Origin of the sequence: Lentihominibacter faecis, assembly GCF_014306095.1 — a bacterium.
GTDB classification, from domain to species: Bacteria; Bacillota; Clostridia; order Peptostreptococcales; family Anaerovoracaceae; genus Lentihominibacter; species Lentihominibacter faecis.
Map to the genome: position 1 here is coordinate 1 of NZ_JACRWC010000029.1, position 17,529 is coordinate 17,529.

The window sequence follows — 17,529 nt, forward strand, 5'->3', positions numbered from 1 at the left end:
AAGAGACAACGTCTTTTCCTAACAATCTGGAAATCGGAGGATCGACCACCAGCAAAGCGGAAGCACTCAGACAGTTGGGGAAGAAACTGGGGATCCGCAGAGAGGAAATGCTGGCAGCAGGAGACAGTCCTAACGATATCGCCATGCTTCAGGAGGCAGGGATAGCGGTAGCTATGGGAAATGGAGAAGAAGAAGTCAAATCTATCGCAGATTATATCACCAGCGATAATGACCATGATGGTGTGGGAGAAGCGGTAGAAAAATTCGTACTTAAAGTGTAAATTTCATACAGGAATCAGAAAAATAGTACCCTGGAGGAAAAAAGAACCCAGGGTATTCTTTTTTGCCTTGACAGGAAATAACTGGTATATTATCATATATTTACATAACATAAAATGGATACAAAGGAAAGGATAGGAATATGGGAAACAGAGAACTTGGCAGGATCGGAGAACAGGCTGCTGCGGAGCTTTTGCAGATGGAAGGCTACGAGATCCTGGAACGAAATTACCGGTGTCAGGCAGGGGAGATCGATCTGATCGCTGCAAGGGGAAGCGAAGTGAGCTTTGTAGAGGTGAAAACCAGGCGAAACGATCATTACGGAAGACCGTGTGAAGCCGTTGGAGCGCAGAAGATATATCATATAAGGCGGACCGCGGTGCATTATTTACAGGAGCAGGAGATGTTTTATGACGACGTGCGGTTTCATGTGGTAGAAGTCACTTTGGAACAGATCAGAGATGCGTTTTAAGAAAGGGGGAACAGGAATGCTTACAAGAATGAAAACGGCATCGCTGCAAGGTGTCAATGGATATCCGGTAACGGTGGAAACGGATCTGCACCGGGGGATGCCGGGGTTTCAGATCGTGGGACTTGCGGATACGACTATAAAAGAAGCATTTAGCCGGATCCGACCGGCGATCATTAATTCCGGGTACAGATTTCCACGGGAAAAGGTGACGGTCAACCTGTCCCCTGCAGGCAAGCCAAAAGAAGGAAGCCATTTTGATCTGCCGATCGCTCTGGGGATCCTGCTTTTGACTCTGGGCGAAGAAGCACAGATAGAAGATACTGCTTTTTTTGGAGAACTTTCGCTGGATGGCAAGATCAATCCGATCCGAGGAGCATTGCCGCTGGCGTTATGTGCCCGGAAAGCGGGTGTGCACAACATCGTGCTCCCCTTGCAGAATTGTGAGGAGGCTGCTGTTTTAGAGGATGTGAATATCATTCCGGTTTCCGATCTTACCCAGGCGATCTGCTGCGTCAAAGATCCGCAGACAGCAGCTCCATATAAAAAGAAGAAACATGTGGAAGAAGCGCATAGTGATCTGGATTTTTCAGAAGTGATCGGCCAGGAATACGGGAAGAGGGCGCTTATGATCGCAGCGGCGGGAGATCACGGGATCTTGATGATGGGAGGACCCGGGTGCGGGAAAACGATGATGGCTCGCAGGATCCCGTCGATTTTACCGCGCCTGTCATACGAAGAACAACTGGAACTGACAGGGATCTACAGTGTGGCGGGAATGTTGCCGGAAGATGAGCCGGTCATTACTTCGAGACCGTTTCGCAGTCCTCATCACAGCATTTCGATGGCAGGACTTATCGGAGGAGGACAGAAACCAAGGCCGGGCGAATTGTCGCTGGCACATCGTGGTGTGCTGTTTCTGGATGAACTTGGAGAGTTTGAAGGACGGGCGATCGATGCGATGAGACAGCCGGTGGAAGATGGATTTATCCGGCTTAACAGAAATCTGGAAGAAATCATTTTCCCGTCAGAGGTCATGATCGTAGCGGCGGCAAATCCCTGCAAATGCGGCAATCTGTGGGATGAAAAGAAAACCTGCACCTGCTCTTCCGCGCAGATCTGCAGCCATATGAGAAAGCTGACCGGACCTTTTGCAGACCGGATCGATATGCACGTCAGAGTTGCACAGGTCGCAGGAAAGGATCTTAAGGAACGGGAAGAGAAAAACAAAGGCATGACATCCGCTCAAATGCGTGAGAAAGTAGTGGAAGCGCGCAGGATTCAGGAAGAACGGTATCGCGGGATGCCTCATCGTGAAAATGGATGGCTGGAGGAGAGCGAAATCATACGATACTGTCTGCCGGATCAGGGCGGGCAGGAGCTTTTAAGACAGGCGTATGAGAAGATGGGGCTGACGATGCGGGCATACTGGAAAATCTGCAAGATCGCCAGGACCATAGCGGATCTGGAGGGAAAAGAGGCCATCGGAATGCCTGAAGTGGCAGAGGCACTGCAGTTTCGGATCATGGAAAAGGAGATGAAAAGAAATGGAGCATAAACAGATCAAAAAAAGAATCCAGAGGATGACATCCGGTCAGCCTGTCTATCCCGCACTTCTGAAAGAGATCAGAGATTATCCGAAGGAGCTTTATTACATTGGAGATCCGAAACTTTTAGAGGAAAAATGTGTTTCCATCGTGGGATCGCGAAAAACGAACCAGTATGGACGGAGCACTGCCTATTCTTTTGGGAAGGCCCTGGGACAGAGAGGCATCACCGTAGTCAGCGGCATGGCTGTAGGAATCGATACATGCTCTCATGAGGGCGCTTTGCAGGAGAAGGGGAATACAGCTGCTGTGCTGGCCTGCGGACTGGATCTGTGTTATCCTCCGCGCAACCGGGAGTTAAAAGGAAAAATCGAATCAGCAGGGATCGTGCTTTCAGAGTATCCGCCGGGGACTGCGGCGCAGCGGTACTATTTTCCCCAGAGAAACCGGATCATCAGCGGACTTTCCCCGCTTACGGTCGTGGTGCAGGCAGGAAACCGCAGTGGTGCGCTGATCACGGCAGAACTGGCGGCAGATCAGGGCAGGGATGTTGGTGCGGTGCCGGGGAATATCGACAGCGAGTATAACCTTGGGAGTAATAAATTGCTGAGGGAGGGTGCTTTCGCGTTGACTGGTGTGCAGGATCTTCTGGAAGCATCGGGTGTTTCCGTGCTGTCGGAGCCGGAGGCAGAGCGGATGCTCAGTGATGAGGAGAAGCAGTTGTATTTCCTCCTTTGCAGTCATGGGGAAATGTCTCTGGACCAGTTGGCATTTTATTTAAAAAAACCGGTAAATGAAGTGGGAAGTCTTGCGATCGTTATGGAAATGAAGGGGATCGTTTTTTCTGCTATGGGAAAAGTTTTTATTGCAAAAGCTTGAAAATAGACTATAATCAGATATTAGAAGTAAAAGTACGTTTGTTTAAAGGAGGAAGATTCATGGCCGCAGCAAAAAAAATACTGGTGATTGTGGAATCTCCGTCAAAGGCCAAGACAATAGGAAAATTTTTAGGAAGCCGATATAAGGTGATCGCTTCTGTCGGTCACGTGCGGGATCTGCCAAAAAGCAAGCTGGGAATCGACATCGATAACGACTTTGAACCTCAATACATCTCCATCCGAGGGAAGGGAGATATTATCAAAGAATTGAAGAAAGAAGCCAAGAATGCTTCGAAAGTCTATCTGGCAACTGACCCGGATAGAGAGGGAGAAGCGATCTCTTGGCATTTAGCTTTTTTATTGGGGATCGATCAGGATACTCCTTGCAGGATCGTGTTTAATGAAATCACATCCAAGGCGATCAAGGAGGCGATCAAGCATCCGAGACCGATCGATATCAGCCTGGTGGATGCACAGCAGGCACGCCGTGTGCTGGATCGTCTGGTAGGATATCAGATCAGCCCGCTGCTTTGGAGAAAAGTGCGGAGAGGACTTAGCGCCGGCCGTGTACAGTCGGCAGCACTTAAGATCATCTGCGACAGGGAAAACGAAATCAAGAACTTCAAGCCGGAGGAATTCTGGATCATCAATGCTGATTTTCAGAAGGATAAGGTTTTTACAGCAAAACTGACAGAGTGTCAGGGAAAAAAGCTTTCTATTGATAATGAAGACCAAAACAATGCAATTTTGGAAGAACTGAAGAAAAATCCATATATCGTAAGCTCGCTGGATGAGAAGGATCGTATTCGAAAAGCTCCTGCTCCGTTTACCACCAGCAGCATGCAGCAGGATGCCGCTAATAAAATCAACTTTTCCACGAGAAAAACGATGATGGTAGCGCAGCAGCTCTACGAAGGTATTGAGATCAAAGGGCATGGAACCATAGGTCTGGTATCGTATATCAGAACGGATTCGGTTCGGATCTCGGATGAAGCGAAAGCACAGGCTCGGGAGTATATCCTCGAAAAGATGGGAGAGGAGTACTACTCCAATAACATATATAAAAACAGAAAAGGCGATGTGCAGGATGCTCACGAAGCGATCCGCCCCAGCCACATTGAACTTGAGCCGGACGAAATCAAGGATTCTCTTTCCAGAGATCAGTACAAGCTGTACAAGTTGATCTGGAATCGTTTTCTGGCAAGTCAGATCGCACCGGCACGGTTCAAGGCGGTGAATGCGGGGATAAGCAACGGCGACTATCTGTTCAAGGCAACTGGATCAAAGATGATCTTCGACGGTTTTCTTAAAGTGTATCAGCAGGGGAAAGACGGCGAGGAAAACAATCTGCTGCCTCATCTGGAAAAAGGGGAGCAGCTGGATCTTGTCAAAGTAGAAGGAACGCAGAATTTCACACAGCCGCCTTCCCGGTTCACAGAAGCCAGCCTGGTAAAGGATCTGGAAGACAAGGATATCGGCCGTCCAAGTACGTATGCACCGATCGTGGCTACCCTCATGGATCGTAAATACGTTACGAAGGACAAGAAATCTCTGATGCCTACAGAACTGGGCTTTATCGTCATCGATATGATGCAGCAGTATTTCAAGGAAATCGTTGATACTGGATTCACGGCTCAGATGGAAGAAAATCTGGATGATATCGAAGCTAAGGGTGTGCGCTGGAAAAGCGTCATAGAAGATTTCTATGGCGGTTTCAAGAAGGAACTGGATGTTGCGGAAAAGGAAATCCAGAAGGTGGAGTTTGAAGAAGAGCTTACCGGCGAGACCTGTGAAAAGTGCGGCAGACCTATGGCGATCAAACACGGACGCTTCGGTGCTTTTGCAGCATGTACAGGATATCCTGAGTGCAAAAACACCAAGCCGATCGTACAGAGTGTCGATGTAAAATGTCCGCAGTGCGGAAAAGATATCGTGATGCGGCGCAGTAAACGGGGAAGAATTTTTTACGGATGCAGCGGTTATCCGGATTGTACACAGTCATACTGGAACAAGCCGGTCAATAAGAAGTGCCCTAAATGCGGCTCTCTGCTGGTTGAGAAGAAGACAAAAGAACATAAATATGCCTGCTCCAACAGTGAATGCGACTATAAGGAATAGGCGAAAGAACACCCGAAAAGGAGGAAACAATATGGGACAGTTTCATGCGACAACGATCGTAGCTGTAAAAAGAGGCCCGGACGATATTTGTATCGGCGGTGACGGACAGGTGACCATGGGCGAGACGGCGATCATGAAGAATGGCGCGAAAAAAGTAAAGAAGATATATAAGAATTCTATAGTGACAGGATTTGCAGGATCGGTGGCAGACGCCTTTTCTCTGACGGAGAAATTTGAAGCGAAGCTGGATGAACATGGCGGAAATCTGAAGCGGGCTGCTGTAGCTCTGGCTCAGCTGTGGCGTTCTGATAAAGCGATGCGAAACCTGGAAGCGCTGATGATCGTTGCGGACAAGGAAGATATGCTGGTGCTGTCCGGGACAGGCGAGGTCATCGAACCGGATCAGCCGTTTGTCGCGATCGGTTCCGGTGGAAACTATGCCTATGCGGCCGCAAATGCACTGTATAACAATACGGATCTTGGAGCAGAGGATATCGTTCGCAAATCTTTAGAGATCGCATCCTCCATCTGTGTGTATACGAATGATAACATTTCGGTTGAAAAATTATAGGAGGTGCAGAATGGCAAATAAATTGTATCAGATGACACCAAAAGAAATCGTCCAGGAACTGGATAAATATATTATCGGACAGGATGAAGCCAAGAAGTCTGTTGCGATCGCTTTGCGCAACAGATACAGACGCAGTCTGCTTTCCGAAAAAATGCGTGAGGAAATCACACCGAAAAATATTTTGATGATGGGACCGACCGGATGTGGTAAGACTGAGATCGCTCGTCGTCTGGCCAAACTGATGGATGCTCCGTTCGTCAAGGTGGAAGCGACTAAGTTTACGGAAGTCGGTTATGTGGGACGTGATGTGGACTCCATGGTGCGTGATCTGGTGGAGGCTTCCATTCGCATCACGAAACAGGCTATGCTGGAAGAGAAGTACTCTATAGCAGACGAAATCGTAGAGGAGAAGATCATTGAAGCGATCATCCCCGGGCAGAAGAAAGCTGCCAGCAGCAAGAATCGCGGGCCGTTTGACTTTATCCTGGGAAACAGCGGATATCTGAGCCAGAAAGAGGAGTATGAGCAGCAACAGCAGCAGAAAGAACAGACAGAAAACGCCGGAATGGATACGGATCTTGCGAGAGAGCAGGTACGTCAGCAGCTGCGCGAAGGCTTGCTGGAAGAACAGTATATCGAGATCCAGGTGACGGATGCTCCGAAAGCCAACAATCTGGATCTGGGCAATGAAGGAATGAGCATTGCGATCGGAAATATCTTTGGCGATATGGCACCGAAAAAAATGAAAAATAAAAAAGTCAAAGTCAAGGACGCCAGGAAGATCCTGAGAGAAGAAGAAGCACAGAATCTAATCGATATGGATCAGGTGACGGATGATGCTTTACAGAATGCAGAACAGAACGGCATTATCTTTATTGATGAAATCGACAAGATCGCGTCAGGCTCCGGATATCGCAGTGGTGCAGATGTATCCAGAGAAGGTGTGCAGCGTGATATCCTGCCGATCGTGGAAGGAAGTGTGATCAACACCAAGCATGGTCCGGTGAAGACAGATCACATCCTGTTTATCGGAGCGGGCGCTTTCCACACAGCGAAACCGACGGATCTGATCCCGGAACTGCAGGGACGCTTCCCGATCCGCGTCGAACTGGAAAATCTGGATAAAGAAACGTTTGTTAAGATCCTGACCGTTCCGGAAAACGCGCTGCTCAAGCAGCACAAGGCGCTTCTGGAAACAGAAGGGATCGAAATCGAATTCACAGAAGAAGCAATCGATGAAATCGCGACGATGGCATTCCTGATGAACGAACAGACAGAAAATATCGGGGCGAGAAGACTGCATACGATTTTAGAGAAGCTTCTTGAGGATATTTCCTTCAATATTCCGGACATGGAAGAGGAAAAAATCGTGATCGATCAGGATTATGTAAAAGAAAAATTTGCAGAAAAGATTCACCCGGAAGATATTGACAGATATATCCTGTAGCGATATACTGGAAAACTGTTGATGTATTGTATTGCCTCGGTGGATTTCCGAAAAGGGAATTCCCGAGGTTTTCTAACGCAGAGAAATAGTCACCGCAAATCTGTATTAGAATAAAGAAAAAGCTGTAGAAAAAATAACAAACTTATGTTAATTGTGTAAAAATAAGAAACTTTTTTGAAAACTCTAAAAAAAGAGTTGTTTTGTGATGACAAAGAATATATAATAGACGGTGACGACGTATAAAATTTGATTGAAGATAGACGAGGTAGATGAAATGAGCGATATTTTAGGCAAAGTAAGAAAACTCAACTGGCTTTTGCAGGAAAGTCCGACCGGTGTATTTTCATTTAATGAAATGTGCAGTGTGCTGAGCGATCTGATGGATGCCAATATCTATGTTGCCAACGATAAAGGCAAGGTGTTAGGTGTAAATTATAAAATCAAATCGGACAGCCCTACGATTTCAGATCCGGAGACCGGTAATGAAGTGTTCCCGGGAGAATACAACGAGGAATTGCTGAAGGTCAAGGAAACCACTGCCAATCTGACTGGCGATGAAGCACTGAAAATTTTTAAATATGACTACGACACATCGGACAAGCTTCACACGGTCATTCCGATCGTAGGCGGAGGTACCAGATGGGGCACGCTGATCATGACGCGTTACTCCCCGAAATTCAATGACGAAGATCTGGTTCTCGGTGAATACGGAGCTGCCGTGATCGGTCTGGAGATCCAGAGAAGAAAGTCATTGGAGAGAGAAGAAGAAGAAAGACTGACATCTATGGTGCAGATGGCCATCGGTACGCTGTCCTATTCGGAAATCGAAGCTGTGCAGCAGATTTTCGCGGAACTGGATGGAAATGAAGGTCTCCTGGTTGCCAGCAAAATCGCAGACCGTTCCGGTATCACGCGTTCGGTCATCGTAAATGCTCTGCGTAAACTGGAGAGCGCCGGTGTCATCGAATCCAGATCGCTGGGGATGAAGGGCACCCGCATCAAGATCATCAATTCCAAGTTTAAGGAAGAGCTGGGGAAAATGGTGATGTAAAAGAATTCACGAAATCACTTCGCTATGCATAAGCTGATTAGCGAAGTGGTTTTTTTATGCCCTGAAGGATCGGGAAGACAGGAGGCCGGAAGGAGTTTCTATGAAGTCGTATCGTGCTGTAAGAAGAAAGAGAAGATGCAGTCATCGAAAACTTCTGCTGGTAGTACTGCTGACCCTTACAGCAGGCGGCGCAGTCGCCTTTGCAGGATTTATAAAGCTGACGCTGGAGCCTAATATGGAGGAACTGGCAAAGATACGGGCGGAGGTGCTGGTGTCGAGAACGGTGACTCGTGTCCTGACAGAACAGTTTCAAAAGGATACTTACAAGGATGAACTTTTTACTGTCACGAAGGATGACGAAGGAAACATGTCTATGGTGCAGGCTGATTCTGCAAAGATCAATCTGCTGATGTCGCAGATTTCTGCCCGGCTTCAGGAGTCTTTTCAGAACATGAAAAAAGAAGAGTTTTCGGTACCGGCAGGAGCTCTCCTGGGAAGCAGATTTTTATCGCAGACCGGCCCGCAGGTCGGGATCACGGTCATCCCTTTGAGCGTATCTGCGATGGATTTTAAAACGGAGTTTGAAACGCAGGGAATCAATCAGACCAAATATAAAATTTACATTGTGCTCACGTGCAGGATCAAAATGGCAGCCCCGTTTTCTACGCGGGTCTTTAAGACCAACAGCACTATTTTGATAGCGGAAGCTGTGATCCTGGGGAAAGTGCCCGACAGCTATGTTGTCGTACCGCAGGATGATATTTTAGATGCATTAGATTGATAAATATGCTAGAATGTTGCCATGGTTAGATTTAATGAAAACAATGAAGTGATACGAAATGAAGAATATACGGCGATCCTGGCAGGGATCCAGCTGCGGGAAGACATCAGCTATTCCATGGAGGAACTGGCAGGTCTGGCGGAAGCGGACGGCGTTACCGTGGCGGGTCAGATGATCCAGTCTCTGGAGCGGCCCAACACCGCTACGCTGATCGGAAAAGGCAAGGTGGAGGAGCTGGCGGAACTGTGTCGGAATATGGAAGCAGACATGGTTATTTTTAATGACGAACTTTCCGGAGTGCAGCTGCGTAATCTGGAAGAAGCGCTGGAGGTGCGCGTCATCGACCGGACGATCCTTATACTGGACATTTTTGCAGATCGTGCCGTTTCCCGGGAAGGGAAGCTGCAGGTGGAACTTGCTCAGCTTCAGTATCGTATGCCGCGGCTGACAGGGTTCGGAAGATCTCTCTCAAGACTTGGAGGCGGGATCGGAACGAGAGGCCCCGGTGAAAAGAAGCTGGAAACAGATCGAAGACATATTGCGGGGCGTATCGATGATATCAAGGCGGAACTGGCGAGGATCGGAAAGACGAGGCAGGTGCAGCGTTCCGGAAGGGAAAAATCTCAAATACCTGTTGTTGCGCTGATGGGCTACACGAATTCCGGGAAGTCAGCCATCATGAACCGCCTGCTGCAGCTGTCGGAACGAGAGGACAAGACTGTATCTTCGCAGAATATGCTCTTTGCGACTCTGGATACGCAGCATCGAAAGATCACGCTTGAGCAGGGGAGCGAATTTATTTTGATCGATACTGTCGGATTCGTCAGCAGGCTGCCTCACAGTCTGGTCGAGGCGTTTAAATCAACATTGGAAGAGGTGCGGTATGCGGATCTTCTGATCCATGTGGTGGACAGCTCTTATGAAAACAGAGATTTCTATATGGAAGTGACCAACAAGGTCATCGAACAGATCGGTGCCGGGGATAAAGACCAGATCGTCGCTTATAATAAAATGGATATTGCAAAGAGCGTTCCGCTGGATGTCAGCGGTCATGAAGCGGTGTATCTTTCTGCAAAGACGGGAGAAAACGTACATGTTCTGGTGGAAAAGATCCGGGAGAAAATTTTTGGAGGTCGTGTGGAAATGACGCTGCTGATCCCGTATCAGCGAGGGGATATCACATCGTATCTTTGTGAAAACGCTCAGATATTCTCCATGGAATATGAAGAAGAAGGAACGTTGCTTCACGGGAAGCTGGAACGGGAAGATGCCCTTCGTTATGGCAGTTTTGCAGTGGATCCCGGAGAAAAATCAGAGGAATAGAAATGGAATTGTATAAAACAGTAAGAAAACAGGCGGAGGCGGTGCAGGTGATCGATAAATCGCGGTTTATAGCCCACGTCTGTCCCGTGGAGTCACGTGAGGAAGCGGATGCTTTTCTGGCGGAGATACGTGAGAAATATAAAGACGCGACACATAACGTGCCGGCAATGGTAATAGGAGACAAATCGCAGATCCAGTGGGCGAGTGATGACGGAGAGCCGCAGGGGACGTCCGGGGCGCCTATGGTGCAGATGATGGTAAAGGAAGGACTGACCAATCTGATCGTGGTGGTGACGCGTTATTTCGGTGGGATCAAACTCGGTACAGGAGGTCTTGTAAGAGCATATACGAGCAGTGCCAAGCTGGGCCTGGAAGCTGCAGGTGTCTGCAGTGTCCGGGAGATGGCAGAACTTACTGTGAAAATCGATTATCCGTATCTTGCTAAGATCCAGAACATGGCCTCGGAACAGCTGGATCTGGAAGAAGCTGATAGAGAGGGAGAAGAAAATCTTCCAAACTTTCGTATCGCCAATATTCAATATACGGACAAAATTGAGATGAAAATACAGACGTTTTCGGGCAGCTTAACGAACGTGGAACTGCTTTTTCAAAACATAACTTCCGGAAAGGCAGAAGTCATTTCTCAGAAGACTGTCAGGGAAAAAGTGTGATGCCGGTCGTGAAAACCGTTGAGAATCAAAGCGTTGTGAGACTCCAAAAAAATCTGTAAAATCGCGGTGAAAAATGAGCGAAACAAATCGAAAAAAACATTCGAAAAATGCTTGACAGAATGGGTGACTTGCTGTATAGTAAGTAAATGTGCCGAGCAGTTAAGCCGGTGCAAGCACGTGGGCGTTTAGCTCAGCTGGGAGAGCATCTGCCTTACAAGCAGAGGGTCATAGGTTCGAGCCCTATAACGCCCACCATTTATTCCCGAATGGGTTTACGTGCGGTCCGGTAGTTCAGTTGGTTAGAATGCCAGCCTGTCACGCTGGAGGTCGACGGTTCGAGCCCGTTCCGGATCGCCATTTATAATGTTAGATATGCTGGTGTGGCTCAACGGTAGAGCAGCTGATTTGTAATCAGCAGGTTGGGGGTTCGATTCCCTCCACCAGCTCCAATAAAGGGAATCGAACCCGAAAGGGCTCGAGCGCAGTGGAAAAGTCCGGTGGACTTTGAAGCAGCGAGATGTTCGCAGCCATGCGGAGCGATGGCAAGAACGGCAGATGCGAAGCATTTGTGTAATTCCCTCCACCAGCTCCAATAAAAAGAAAAAATTCTGCTGGACATTTACAAAAGTTATGGTATAATAGTCAGGCAGACAAAATTTCGAGGGATTCCCGAGTGGCCAAAGGGGGCGGACTGTAAATCCGTTAGCTGAGCTTTCGGTGGTTCGAATCCACCTCCCTCGACCAATAAATATGCGGAAGTGGCTCAGGGGTAGAGCATCGCCTTGCCAAGGCGAGGGTCGCGAGTTCGAATCTCGTCTTCCGCTCCAATTTTATGCGGATGTAGTTCAATGGTAGAACCTCAGCCTTCCAAGCTGATGGCGTGAGTTCGATTCTCATCATCCGCTCCAATTTTTTAAGGGCTGTCAGCACAGGTTGCAGGCAGCTTAAATAAAGAAAACGCAGTGACTATACTGGACGGTTTCATGTTAAGGGCTCATAGCTCAGCTGGATAGAGCAACGGCCTTCTAAGCCGTGTGTCCGGGGTTCGAATCCCTGTGGGCTCGCCATTTTTTTTAAAAGATGGGGTATAGCCAAGTCGGTAAGGCAGCGGACTTTGACTCCGTCATGCGTAGGTTCGAGTCCTGCTACCCCAGCCAATTATGACCCATTAGCTCAGTTGGCAGAGCACTTGACTTTTAATCAAGGTGTCCGGAGTTCGAACCTCCGATGGGTCACCAATTAAAAGGTTCGGGGCATCTGCAGGAAAGAACCGTGAGGATAGCATGAGGAGAGGTGTCCGAGTGGTTTAAGGAGCTGGTCTTGAAAACCAGTGACTCCGTAAGGGGCCGTGGGTTCGAATCCCACCCTCTCCGCCAAAAGCGGAACGGAGATTATCGTTTGGTAATACGCCAAAAACAATTACGTTTAGCCTGGAGAAGTACTCAAGAGGCTGAAGAGGACGGTTTGCTAAATCGTTAGGGTTCGCAAGGGCCGCATGGGTTCGAATCCCATCTTCTCCGCCATATCGTGTGAATCGGTTAGTAAACCTTTCGCCAGTCGTGTAGGGGTATAGCTCAGTTGGTAGAGCAGTGGTCTCCAAAACCACGTGCCGTGGGTTCGAATCCTACTGCCCCTGCCAAATATGGACTAAACAATATCGGGGTGTAGCGCAGTTTGGTAGCGCAACTGGTTTGGGACCAGTGGGCCGCGGGTTCAAATCCTGCCACCCCGACCATTTCAGGGAACGGAAACGTTTCGATTATTGGGCCATTAGCTCAGTTGGTCAGAGCATCCGGCTCATAACCGGCAGGTCCGGGGTTCAAGTCCCTGATGGCCCACCACAATTGTATATAAGTAGTTTGCCCAGATAGCTCAGTTGGTAGAGCAGGGGACTGAAAATCCCCGTGTCCTTGGTTCGATTCCGAGTCTGGGCACCACTTATCATAAAGGTAACCTCTTGCTGACATCGTTCTGAGGGGTTACTTTTTTTTATGACCTGCCCAAATCTCTGATTTGGCGCGCAGGTCAAACGCCAGAATTGCGCGGCTTTAGCCGCAGTGCAATTCTTCTGCGGTTTTCAAGCGATTGAATCATACAGCGCGCAGGTCAAACGCCAGAATTGCGCGGCTTAACTAGTACTATAAAAGGGGAAAATCATGGCACAGTTATATTACAGATACAGTACGATGAATGCGGGTAAATCCATTGAAGTAATAAAGGTTGCCCACAATTACGAGGAACGGGGCAAACGTGTTCTGGCGCTGGTCCCCGGTGTGGATGATCGCTATGGCAAGGGCAAGATCACTTCGCGGATCGGACTGAGCAGAGATGCTACCATCGTCAATGAAGATACGAATATTCTTGAAATCTTTATGCGTGAAAACAGTATCCAGCCGATCGACTGCGTTGTTCTGGACGAATGTCAGTTTTTAAAGAAACATCATGTGGAAGAACTGATCGAGATCGTTGACAGCTTCGATATTCCGGTGCTGGCGTACGGACTGAAAAACGACTTTAAAAACGAACTGTTTGAAGGATCTTATTACATGCTGATCTACGCAGATAAGATCGAAGAAATCAAGACCATCTGCTGGTGCGGCCGCAAGGCCACCATGGTGGCTCGTGTAGTGGACGGGAAATTCGTCAAGAGCGGCGAGCAGATCCTGGTGGGAGGCGATGACATGTATGTGTCTCTCTGCAGAAGACACTATAACGAAGGATCTCTAGGTCCTAACGGCGGCAGACTGACGCCGGTCAATACGAAATTTCTGGAAACACCGCATATGGACAGTGAAAAAGAATAGAACGCAAAACACATGGCAGGGAACTCTATAGAGCTTTTCCCTGCCATGTGTTTTTTTCCGCCAGTTTTTTATGGGTTCCGTTTAAAATGGTTCGCTTTTTATAGCTCCATTCCGGAGCGATCAGTGTGGAGCGTACCGCATCGCCGGAGATGCGGTGTAGAACGATTTCCGGCGGGATCTGCTCGATCATCCGGACGACCAGGTCGATATAATCGTCGATGGATTCAAACGACACGTAATTCGGATGGGTCTTTTCCATCTGGGAACCCCTGACCAGGTTGAACATGTGGAGTTTCAGTCCGAAGGGCTTTGTCTGACAGACGTGCTCCAGCGACTGGAACATCATATCTTCTGTCTCGCCGGGAAGCCCCAGGATCAGGTGAGAAACGACACGGATGCCTCGCGCCTGCAGGCGGCAGACAGCATCGTCGTAATCCGATACACAATAGCAGAGATTCATGTCTGCGGAAGTCTCAGGATGGATCGTTTGAACACCCAGTTCCACCCATAAAAACGTCTGCTGATTCAGTTCATCCAGAAGATCGATCACATCAGGAGGAAGACAGTCAGGCCTTGTGGCGATGGCGATCCCGATGACATCCGGATGCTGCAGGGCAGCAGTGAATTTTGCACGAAGCTCCTCTACGGGAGCATAGGTGTTGGTGTGACTCTGGAAATAGGCGATGTAGCCGGCATCCGGCCATTTGCCGGACAATAGCCGGATCTGTCTGTCCAGGTCTGCACGAATGTCGCCGGAACCGCTGGCCATGTCGCCGGAACCGCTGGCGGAGCAGAATGCGCAGCCGCCAAAGGCTTTTGTTCCATCGCGGTTAGGACAGGTGAAGCCCCCGTCCAGAGACAGTTTGACGATTTTTCTTCCGAAAGTCTGCTTCAGATATGTGCTGATCGTATGGATGCGGAGTTTCTGTCCGTCGGATTCATCGAAAAAATGAGGAGCCGGTCCTGGATTCATATTTTCCCTCCTGTTATGAATACATGAATGTATAAATGTATGAAAGTCTTGTGTTTTCAGCGTTGCAAATATATGATATAATAAGCTGTTAATAGTACACTTGTCAATGAGGGATCGTATAACAATGACAAATAAAGAGAAAAAAATCTGCACTACGGCACAGACCGCATGCGGGAGCAGCGATTGTGGGACTTTTTTTCCGGATGGGAAATTTCAGGAACCTGTGGAAAAACGGAGCCTTTTGCTTCACAGCTGCTGCGGACCATGCAGTACCGCGGTGGTAGAGCGTCTGGCAGAAGAATTCAATGTAACGGTATTTTTTTATAATCCGTGCATTACAGATCAGGAAGAATATCTAAGGCGGCGCAGTGCGCAGATTCAGTTTTTAGAGAAATTCAATGAAGAAAATATTGGGAAGACCAGAGTCCTGTACAAGGAAGGTGATTACAGACCGGGCAGTTTCTATGAACGGACGAAGGGACATGAATCGGATCCGGAAGGCGGTGCCCGGTGTTTGCTGTGCTTTCGGCAGCGTCTGGAAAAGACGGCTGAGACGGCCAGTCTCTCCGGCCATGAGATTTTCGGTACGACTCTCAGCGTCAGCCCTCATAAGAACTACAAAGCCATCTCGGAAATCGGATGCCAGCTGGCACTTCAGTATGGACTCTCGTTTTTAGATCGGGATTTTAAAAAGAAGAATGGATTTGGCAGATCGGTGGAGCTTTCAAAAAAATATGATTTATACAGGCAGGATTACTGTGGCTGTGAATATTCGAAAAGGTAGGAGGAGACAAAAAAATGGGTAAATTACAGATTCCGGAGAACTACACGCCCGTGATCGATTATATGGAAAGTCAGCGGGCAATCAAAAAAATAAAAGATTTTTTTCAGCAGGAACTGGCATACGGACTGCAGCTGCGGCGCGTTTCCGCGCCGCTGTTCGTGGCTCCGGAGACAGGACTGAACGATAACCTGAACGGTGTAGAACGTACAGTAAGTTTTACAGTCAAGGATATGGGTGAAAAGAAAGTTGAGATCGTGCAGTCTCTTGCCAAGTGGAAGCGGATGGCTCTCGGCAAGTACAACTTCAAGCCGGGCACCGGACTTTACACGGATATGAACGCGATCCGGCGCGATGAAGAACTGGACAATCTCCATTCCATCTATGTGGATCAGTGGGACTGGGAAAAAGTCATCACGAAGGAAGACAGAACAGAAGAATATCTGGATGAAACAGTTACGACGCTGTACAACGCGCTGAAAAATCTCAATGACTACGTTAACAGACTGTACCGTAATCTGAGGACAGACCTTCCGAATGAGATCTTCTTCATCACATCTCAGGAGCTGGAGGATCTGTACCCGGACAAGACGCCAAAGGAACGGGAAGACGCCATCACGAAAGAAAAAAAAGCTGTCTTCATCAAAAAGATCGGCGGCGTGCTGAAATCCGGCGAAAAACACGACGGCAGAGCGCCTGACTATGATGACTGGGAACTCAACGGCGACATCCTTCTGTGGAACGATATCCTGGGTCATGCTTTCGAAATCTCATCCATGGGGATCCGTGTCGATGAAACGGCAATGGATCATCAGCTGACCATCGCAGGTGCGGACGACAGACGTAACATGGAATTCCATAAGATGATATTAAATAAAGAGCTGCCGTACACCATCGGCGGCGGGATCGGCCAGAGCAGACTGTGCATGTATTTTCTGCGCAAGGCACATATCGGCGAAGTGCAGGCGTCCATCTGGTCGGATGATATGATAAAGGAGTGCAGGGAAAACAACATTTTCCTGCTGTAATACATGAAATATGCCAATCTGGTAATAGACAACAAAAGCGATCAGACTGATCAGCTCTACACATACGGAGTGAAGGATGATGCAAAGATCGGGAACAAGGTATATGTCCCCTTTGCCAGGAGCCGCAACCTCAGAGAGGCTTACGTCGTTGAAACCGATGGACACTCGGGCGACGAGCTGGGGAAACGGCTGCGTTATATCGAAAAGGTGGACGATGATGTTTCCCTCAGCGAGGAGATGATCCGGACTGCTCTCTGGATGAAAAAACGCTACATATGCAGACTGATCGATGCGGTCAACTGCTTTACCCCTGTGGGCGAAAAAGCACGGCGCGGACAGAGAAAAAACCCTTTTGCAGAAGAAAAGGGCGAGCCATCGTCGGTAAAAGAGCTTACTTTGCAGCAGGCGCAGATCCTGCAAAGGATCGGAGAGGCGGCAAAAGCGAAGAAGCACATGCGCTTCTTACTGCACGGCGTTACGGGAAGCGGAAAGACAGAAATCTATATCCGGGCGGCGCAGCAAGTCCTGGAGCAAGGAAGAAATGTGATCGTTCTGGTTCCGGAAATCGCCTTGACCGGTCAGATCATCGATCGGTTCATCGGGCGTTTTGGAAGCGGGAAAGTGGCGGTGCTCCACAGCAGGCTCAGCCTTGGAGAACGTTACGATCAGTGGAAGAAAGTGCGCGACGGGTGCGACGGAGACGGACAGATCGTCATCGGAGCACGTTCGGCAGTATTTGCGCCCCTGGAAAACATCGGGCTGATCGTGATCGATGAAGAACATGAGACCTGTCTCTTATACACATCTC

Annotated in this window: 16 protein-coding genes and 15 tRNA genes; 30 read left to right on the forward strand and 1 reads right to left on the reverse strand. The window is 48.6% G+C overall.

The window, feature by feature from the left end; translation table 11 throughout:
* The 27 genes from H8876_RS01490 to H8876_RS01620 form a co-directional block, all read left to right on the forward strand.
* Positions 1 to 281: HAD family hydrolase (locus H8876_RS01490; protein ID WP_249286247.1), on the forward strand; the 281-nt coding region annotated here is incomplete at its 5' end.
* 140 nt (positions 282 to 421) lie between these two features.
* Positions 422 to 751 (forward strand): YraN family protein, encoded by a 330-nt coding sequence (locus H8876_RS01495; RefSeq protein WP_177265160.1) that lies wholly within the window; start codon positions 422 to 424, stop codon positions 749 to 751.
* A 16-nt stretch (positions 752 to 767) separates the two neighbouring features.
* Positions 768 to 2,306, forward strand: a complete 1,539-nt coding sequence (locus H8876_RS01500; RefSeq protein WP_249286248.1) for a YifB family Mg chelatase-like AAA ATPase — start codon at positions 768 to 770, stop codon at positions 2,304 to 2,306.
* Positions 2,296 to 3,174: a DNA-processing protein DprA gene (dprA, locus tag H8876_RS01505; protein WP_249286249.1), complete on the forward strand. Its 879-nt coding sequence runs from the start codon at positions 2,296 to 2,298 to the stop codon at positions 3,172 to 3,174. The genes H8876_RS01500 and dprA overlap by 11 nt, the downstream gene beginning before the upstream one ends.
* Before the next feature lie 59 nt (positions 3,175 to 3,233).
* A complete protein-coding gene (gene topA, locus H8876_RS01510) occupies positions 3,234 to 5,291 on the forward strand; it encodes a type I DNA topoisomerase (RefSeq protein WP_249286250.1) in 2,058 nt (685 codons plus the stop codon).
* Between the two features lie 31 nt (positions 5,292 to 5,322).
* On the forward strand, positions 5,323 to 5,862 hold the full coding sequence (hslV, locus tag H8876_RS01515) for an ATP-dependent protease subunit HslV (RefSeq protein ID WP_177264673.1): 540 nt from the start codon (positions 5,323 to 5,325) through the stop codon (positions 5,860 to 5,862).
* A 10-nt stretch (positions 5,863 to 5,872) separates the two neighbouring features.
* The gene (hslU, locus tag H8876_RS01520; protein WP_249286251.1) at positions 5,873 to 7,309 is read left to right on the forward strand and encodes an ATP-dependent protease ATPase subunit HslU; all 1,437 of its coding nucleotides are present in this window, start codon (positions 5,873 to 5,875) and stop codon (positions 7,307 to 7,309) included.
* Between the two features lie 274 nt (positions 7,310 to 7,583).
* Positions 7,584 to 8,360: a GTP-sensing pleiotropic transcriptional regulator CodY gene (gene codY, locus H8876_RS01525; RefSeq protein ID WP_249286252.1), complete on the forward strand. Its 777-nt coding sequence runs from the start codon at positions 7,584 to 7,586 to the stop codon at positions 8,358 to 8,360.
* Between the two features lie 100 nt (positions 8,361 to 8,460).
* Complete coding sequence (gene yunB / locus H8876_RS01530) at positions 8,461 to 9,141, forward strand: sporulation protein YunB (RefSeq protein WP_249286253.1); 681 nt, start codon at positions 8,461 to 8,463, stop codon at positions 9,139 to 9,141.
* A 21-nt stretch (positions 9,142 to 9,162) separates the two neighbouring features.
* Positions 9,163 to 10,464 (forward strand): GTPase HflX, encoded by a 1,302-nt coding sequence (gene hflX / locus H8876_RS01535; protein WP_249286254.1) that lies wholly within the window; start codon positions 9,163 to 9,165, stop codon positions 10,462 to 10,464.
* Between the two features lie 2 nt (positions 10,465 to 10,466).
* Positions 10,467 to 11,135, forward strand: a complete 669-nt coding sequence (locus H8876_RS01540) for a YigZ family protein (RefSeq protein WP_249286255.1) — start codon at positions 10,467 to 10,469, stop codon at positions 11,133 to 11,135.
* 179 nt (positions 11,136 to 11,314) lie between these two features.
* Positions 11,315 to 11,390 (forward strand) — tRNA-Val (locus tag H8876_RS01545).
* A 25-nt stretch (positions 11,391 to 11,415) separates the two neighbouring features.
* Positions 11,416 to 11,492: transfer RNA gene (locus tag H8876_RS01550), tRNA-Asp, on the forward strand.
* 17 nt (positions 11,493 to 11,509) lie between these two features.
* A tRNA-Thr gene (locus tag H8876_RS01555) sits at positions 11,510 to 11,584 on the forward strand.
* Positions 11,585 to 11,794: 210 nt separating this feature from the next.
* Positions 11,795 to 11,879: transfer RNA gene (locus tag H8876_RS01560), tRNA-Tyr, on the forward strand.
* An 8-nt stretch (positions 11,880 to 11,887) separates the two neighbouring features.
* Positions 11,888 to 11,962, forward strand: a tRNA-Gly gene (locus H8876_RS01565).
* 7 nt (positions 11,963 to 11,969) lie between these two features.
* Positions 11,970 to 12,043 (forward strand) — tRNA-Gly (locus H8876_RS01570).
* An 82-nt stretch (positions 12,044 to 12,125) separates the two neighbouring features.
* A tRNA-Arg gene (locus H8876_RS01575) sits at positions 12,126 to 12,202 on the forward strand.
* Positions 12,203 to 12,216: 14 nt separating this feature from the next.
* Positions 12,217 to 12,292 (forward strand) — tRNA-Gln (locus H8876_RS01580).
* A 5-nt stretch (positions 12,293 to 12,297) separates the two neighbouring features.
* Positions 12,298 to 12,373 (forward strand) — tRNA-Lys (locus tag H8876_RS01585).
* Positions 12,374 to 12,422: 49 nt separating this feature from the next.
* Positions 12,423 to 12,511: transfer RNA gene (locus tag H8876_RS01590), tRNA-Ser, on the forward strand.
* Between the two features lie 56 nt (positions 12,512 to 12,567).
* Positions 12,568 to 12,658: transfer RNA gene (locus tag H8876_RS01595), tRNA-Ser, on the forward strand.
* Between the two features lie 40 nt (positions 12,659 to 12,698).
* Positions 12,699 to 12,774 (forward strand) — tRNA-Trp (locus H8876_RS01600).
* A gap of 19 nt (positions 12,775 to 12,793) precedes the next feature.
* A tRNA-Pro gene (locus tag H8876_RS01605) sits at positions 12,794 to 12,870 on the forward strand.
* Positions 12,871 to 12,899: 29 nt separating this feature from the next.
* Positions 12,900 to 12,976, forward strand: a tRNA-Ile gene (locus H8876_RS01610).
* Positions 12,977 to 12,996: 20 nt separating this feature from the next.
* Positions 12,997 to 13,072 (forward strand) — tRNA-Phe (locus H8876_RS01615).
* A 219-nt stretch (positions 13,073 to 13,291) separates the two neighbouring features.
* Positions 13,292 to 13,939: a thymidine kinase gene (locus H8876_RS01620; RefSeq protein WP_177264226.1), complete on the forward strand. Its 648-nt coding sequence runs from the start codon at positions 13,292 to 13,294 to the stop codon at positions 13,937 to 13,939.
* A gap of 25 nt (positions 13,940 to 13,964) precedes the next feature.
* On the opposite strand, the gene mnmL is transcribed toward H8876_RS01620, so the two are convergent.
* Positions 13,965 to 14,912 carry a tRNA modification radical SAM protein MnmL/YtqA gene (gene mnmL / locus H8876_RS01625; RefSeq protein ID WP_249286256.1) on the reverse strand — a complete coding sequence of 316 codons (948 nt, stop codon included), beginning with the start codon at positions 14,910 to 14,912 and terminating at the stop codon, positions 13,965 to 13,967.
* Positions 14,913 to 15,036: 124 nt separating this feature from the next.
* Here mnmL and H8876_RS01630 point away from each other — a divergent pair, with 124 nt between their 5' ends.
* The 3 genes from H8876_RS01630 to H8876_RS01640 form a co-directional block, all read left to right on the forward strand.
* A complete protein-coding gene (locus H8876_RS01630) occupies positions 15,037 to 15,696 on the forward strand; it encodes an epoxyqueuosine reductase QueH (RefSeq protein ID WP_249286257.1) in 660 nt (219 codons plus the stop codon).
* 14 nt (positions 15,697 to 15,710) lie between these two features.
* Positions 15,711 to 16,721: an aspartate--ammonia ligase gene (asnA, locus tag H8876_RS01635; RefSeq protein ID WP_249286258.1), complete on the forward strand. Its 1,011-nt coding sequence runs from the start codon at positions 15,711 to 15,713 to the stop codon at positions 16,719 to 16,721.
* Between the two features lie 3 nt (positions 16,722 to 16,724).
* Positions 16,725 to 17,529: DEAD/DEAH box helicase (locus H8876_RS01640; protein WP_249286259.1), on the forward strand; the 805-nt coding region annotated here is incomplete at its 3' end.

Excerpts from the sequence above, each read along its gene's own strand:
- hslU (WP_249286251.1), top strand. The coding sequence starts at position 5,873 with ATGGCAAATAAATTGTATCAGATGACACCAAAAGAAATCGTCCAGGAA.
- hslV (WP_177264673.1), top strand. The coding sequence starts at position 5,323 with ATGGGACAGTTTCATGCGACAACGATCGTAGCTGTAAAAAGAGGCCCG.
- H8876_RS01620 (WP_177264226.1), top strand. The coding sequence starts at position 13,292 with ATGGCACAGTTATATTACAGATACAGTACGATGAATGCGGGTAAATCC.
- H8876_RS01630 (WP_249286257.1), top strand. The coding sequence starts at position 15,037 with ATGACAAATAAAGAGAAAAAAATCTGCACTACGGCACAGACCGCATGC.
- topA (WP_249286250.1), top strand. The coding sequence starts at position 3,234 with ATGGCCGCAGCAAAAAAAATACTGGTGATTGTGGAATCTCCGTCAAAG.
- H8876_RS01540 (WP_249286255.1), top strand. The coding sequence starts at position 10,467 with ATGGAATTGTATAAAACAGTAAGAAAACAGGCGGAGGCGGTGCAGGTG.
- dprA (WP_249286249.1), top strand. The coding sequence starts at position 2,296 with ATGGAGCATAAACAGATCAAAAAAAGAATCCAGAGGATGACATCCGGT.
- mnmL (WP_249286256.1), bottom strand. The coding sequence starts at position 14,912 with ATGAATCCAGGACCGGCTCCTCATTTTTTCGATGAATCCGACGGACAG.
- codY (WP_249286252.1), top strand. The coding sequence starts at position 7,584 with ATGAGCGATATTTTAGGCAAAGTAAGAAAACTCAACTGGCTTTTGCAG.
- asnA (WP_249286258.1), top strand. The coding sequence starts at position 15,711 with ATGGGTAAATTACAGATTCCGGAGAACTACACGCCCGTGATCGATTAT.
- H8876_RS01495 (WP_177265160.1), top strand. The coding sequence starts at position 422 with ATGGGAAACAGAGAACTTGGCAGGATCGGAGAACAGGCTGCTGCGGAG.
- yunB (WP_249286253.1), top strand. The coding sequence starts at position 8,461 with ATGAAGTCGTATCGTGCTGTAAGAAGAAAGAGAAGATGCAGTCATCGA.
- H8876_RS01500 (WP_249286248.1), top strand. The coding sequence starts at position 768 with ATGCTTACAAGAATGAAAACGGCATCGCTGCAAGGTGTCAATGGATAT.
- hflX (WP_249286254.1), top strand. The coding sequence starts at position 9,163 with ATGGTTAGATTTAATGAAAACAATGAAGTGATACGAAATGAAGAATAT.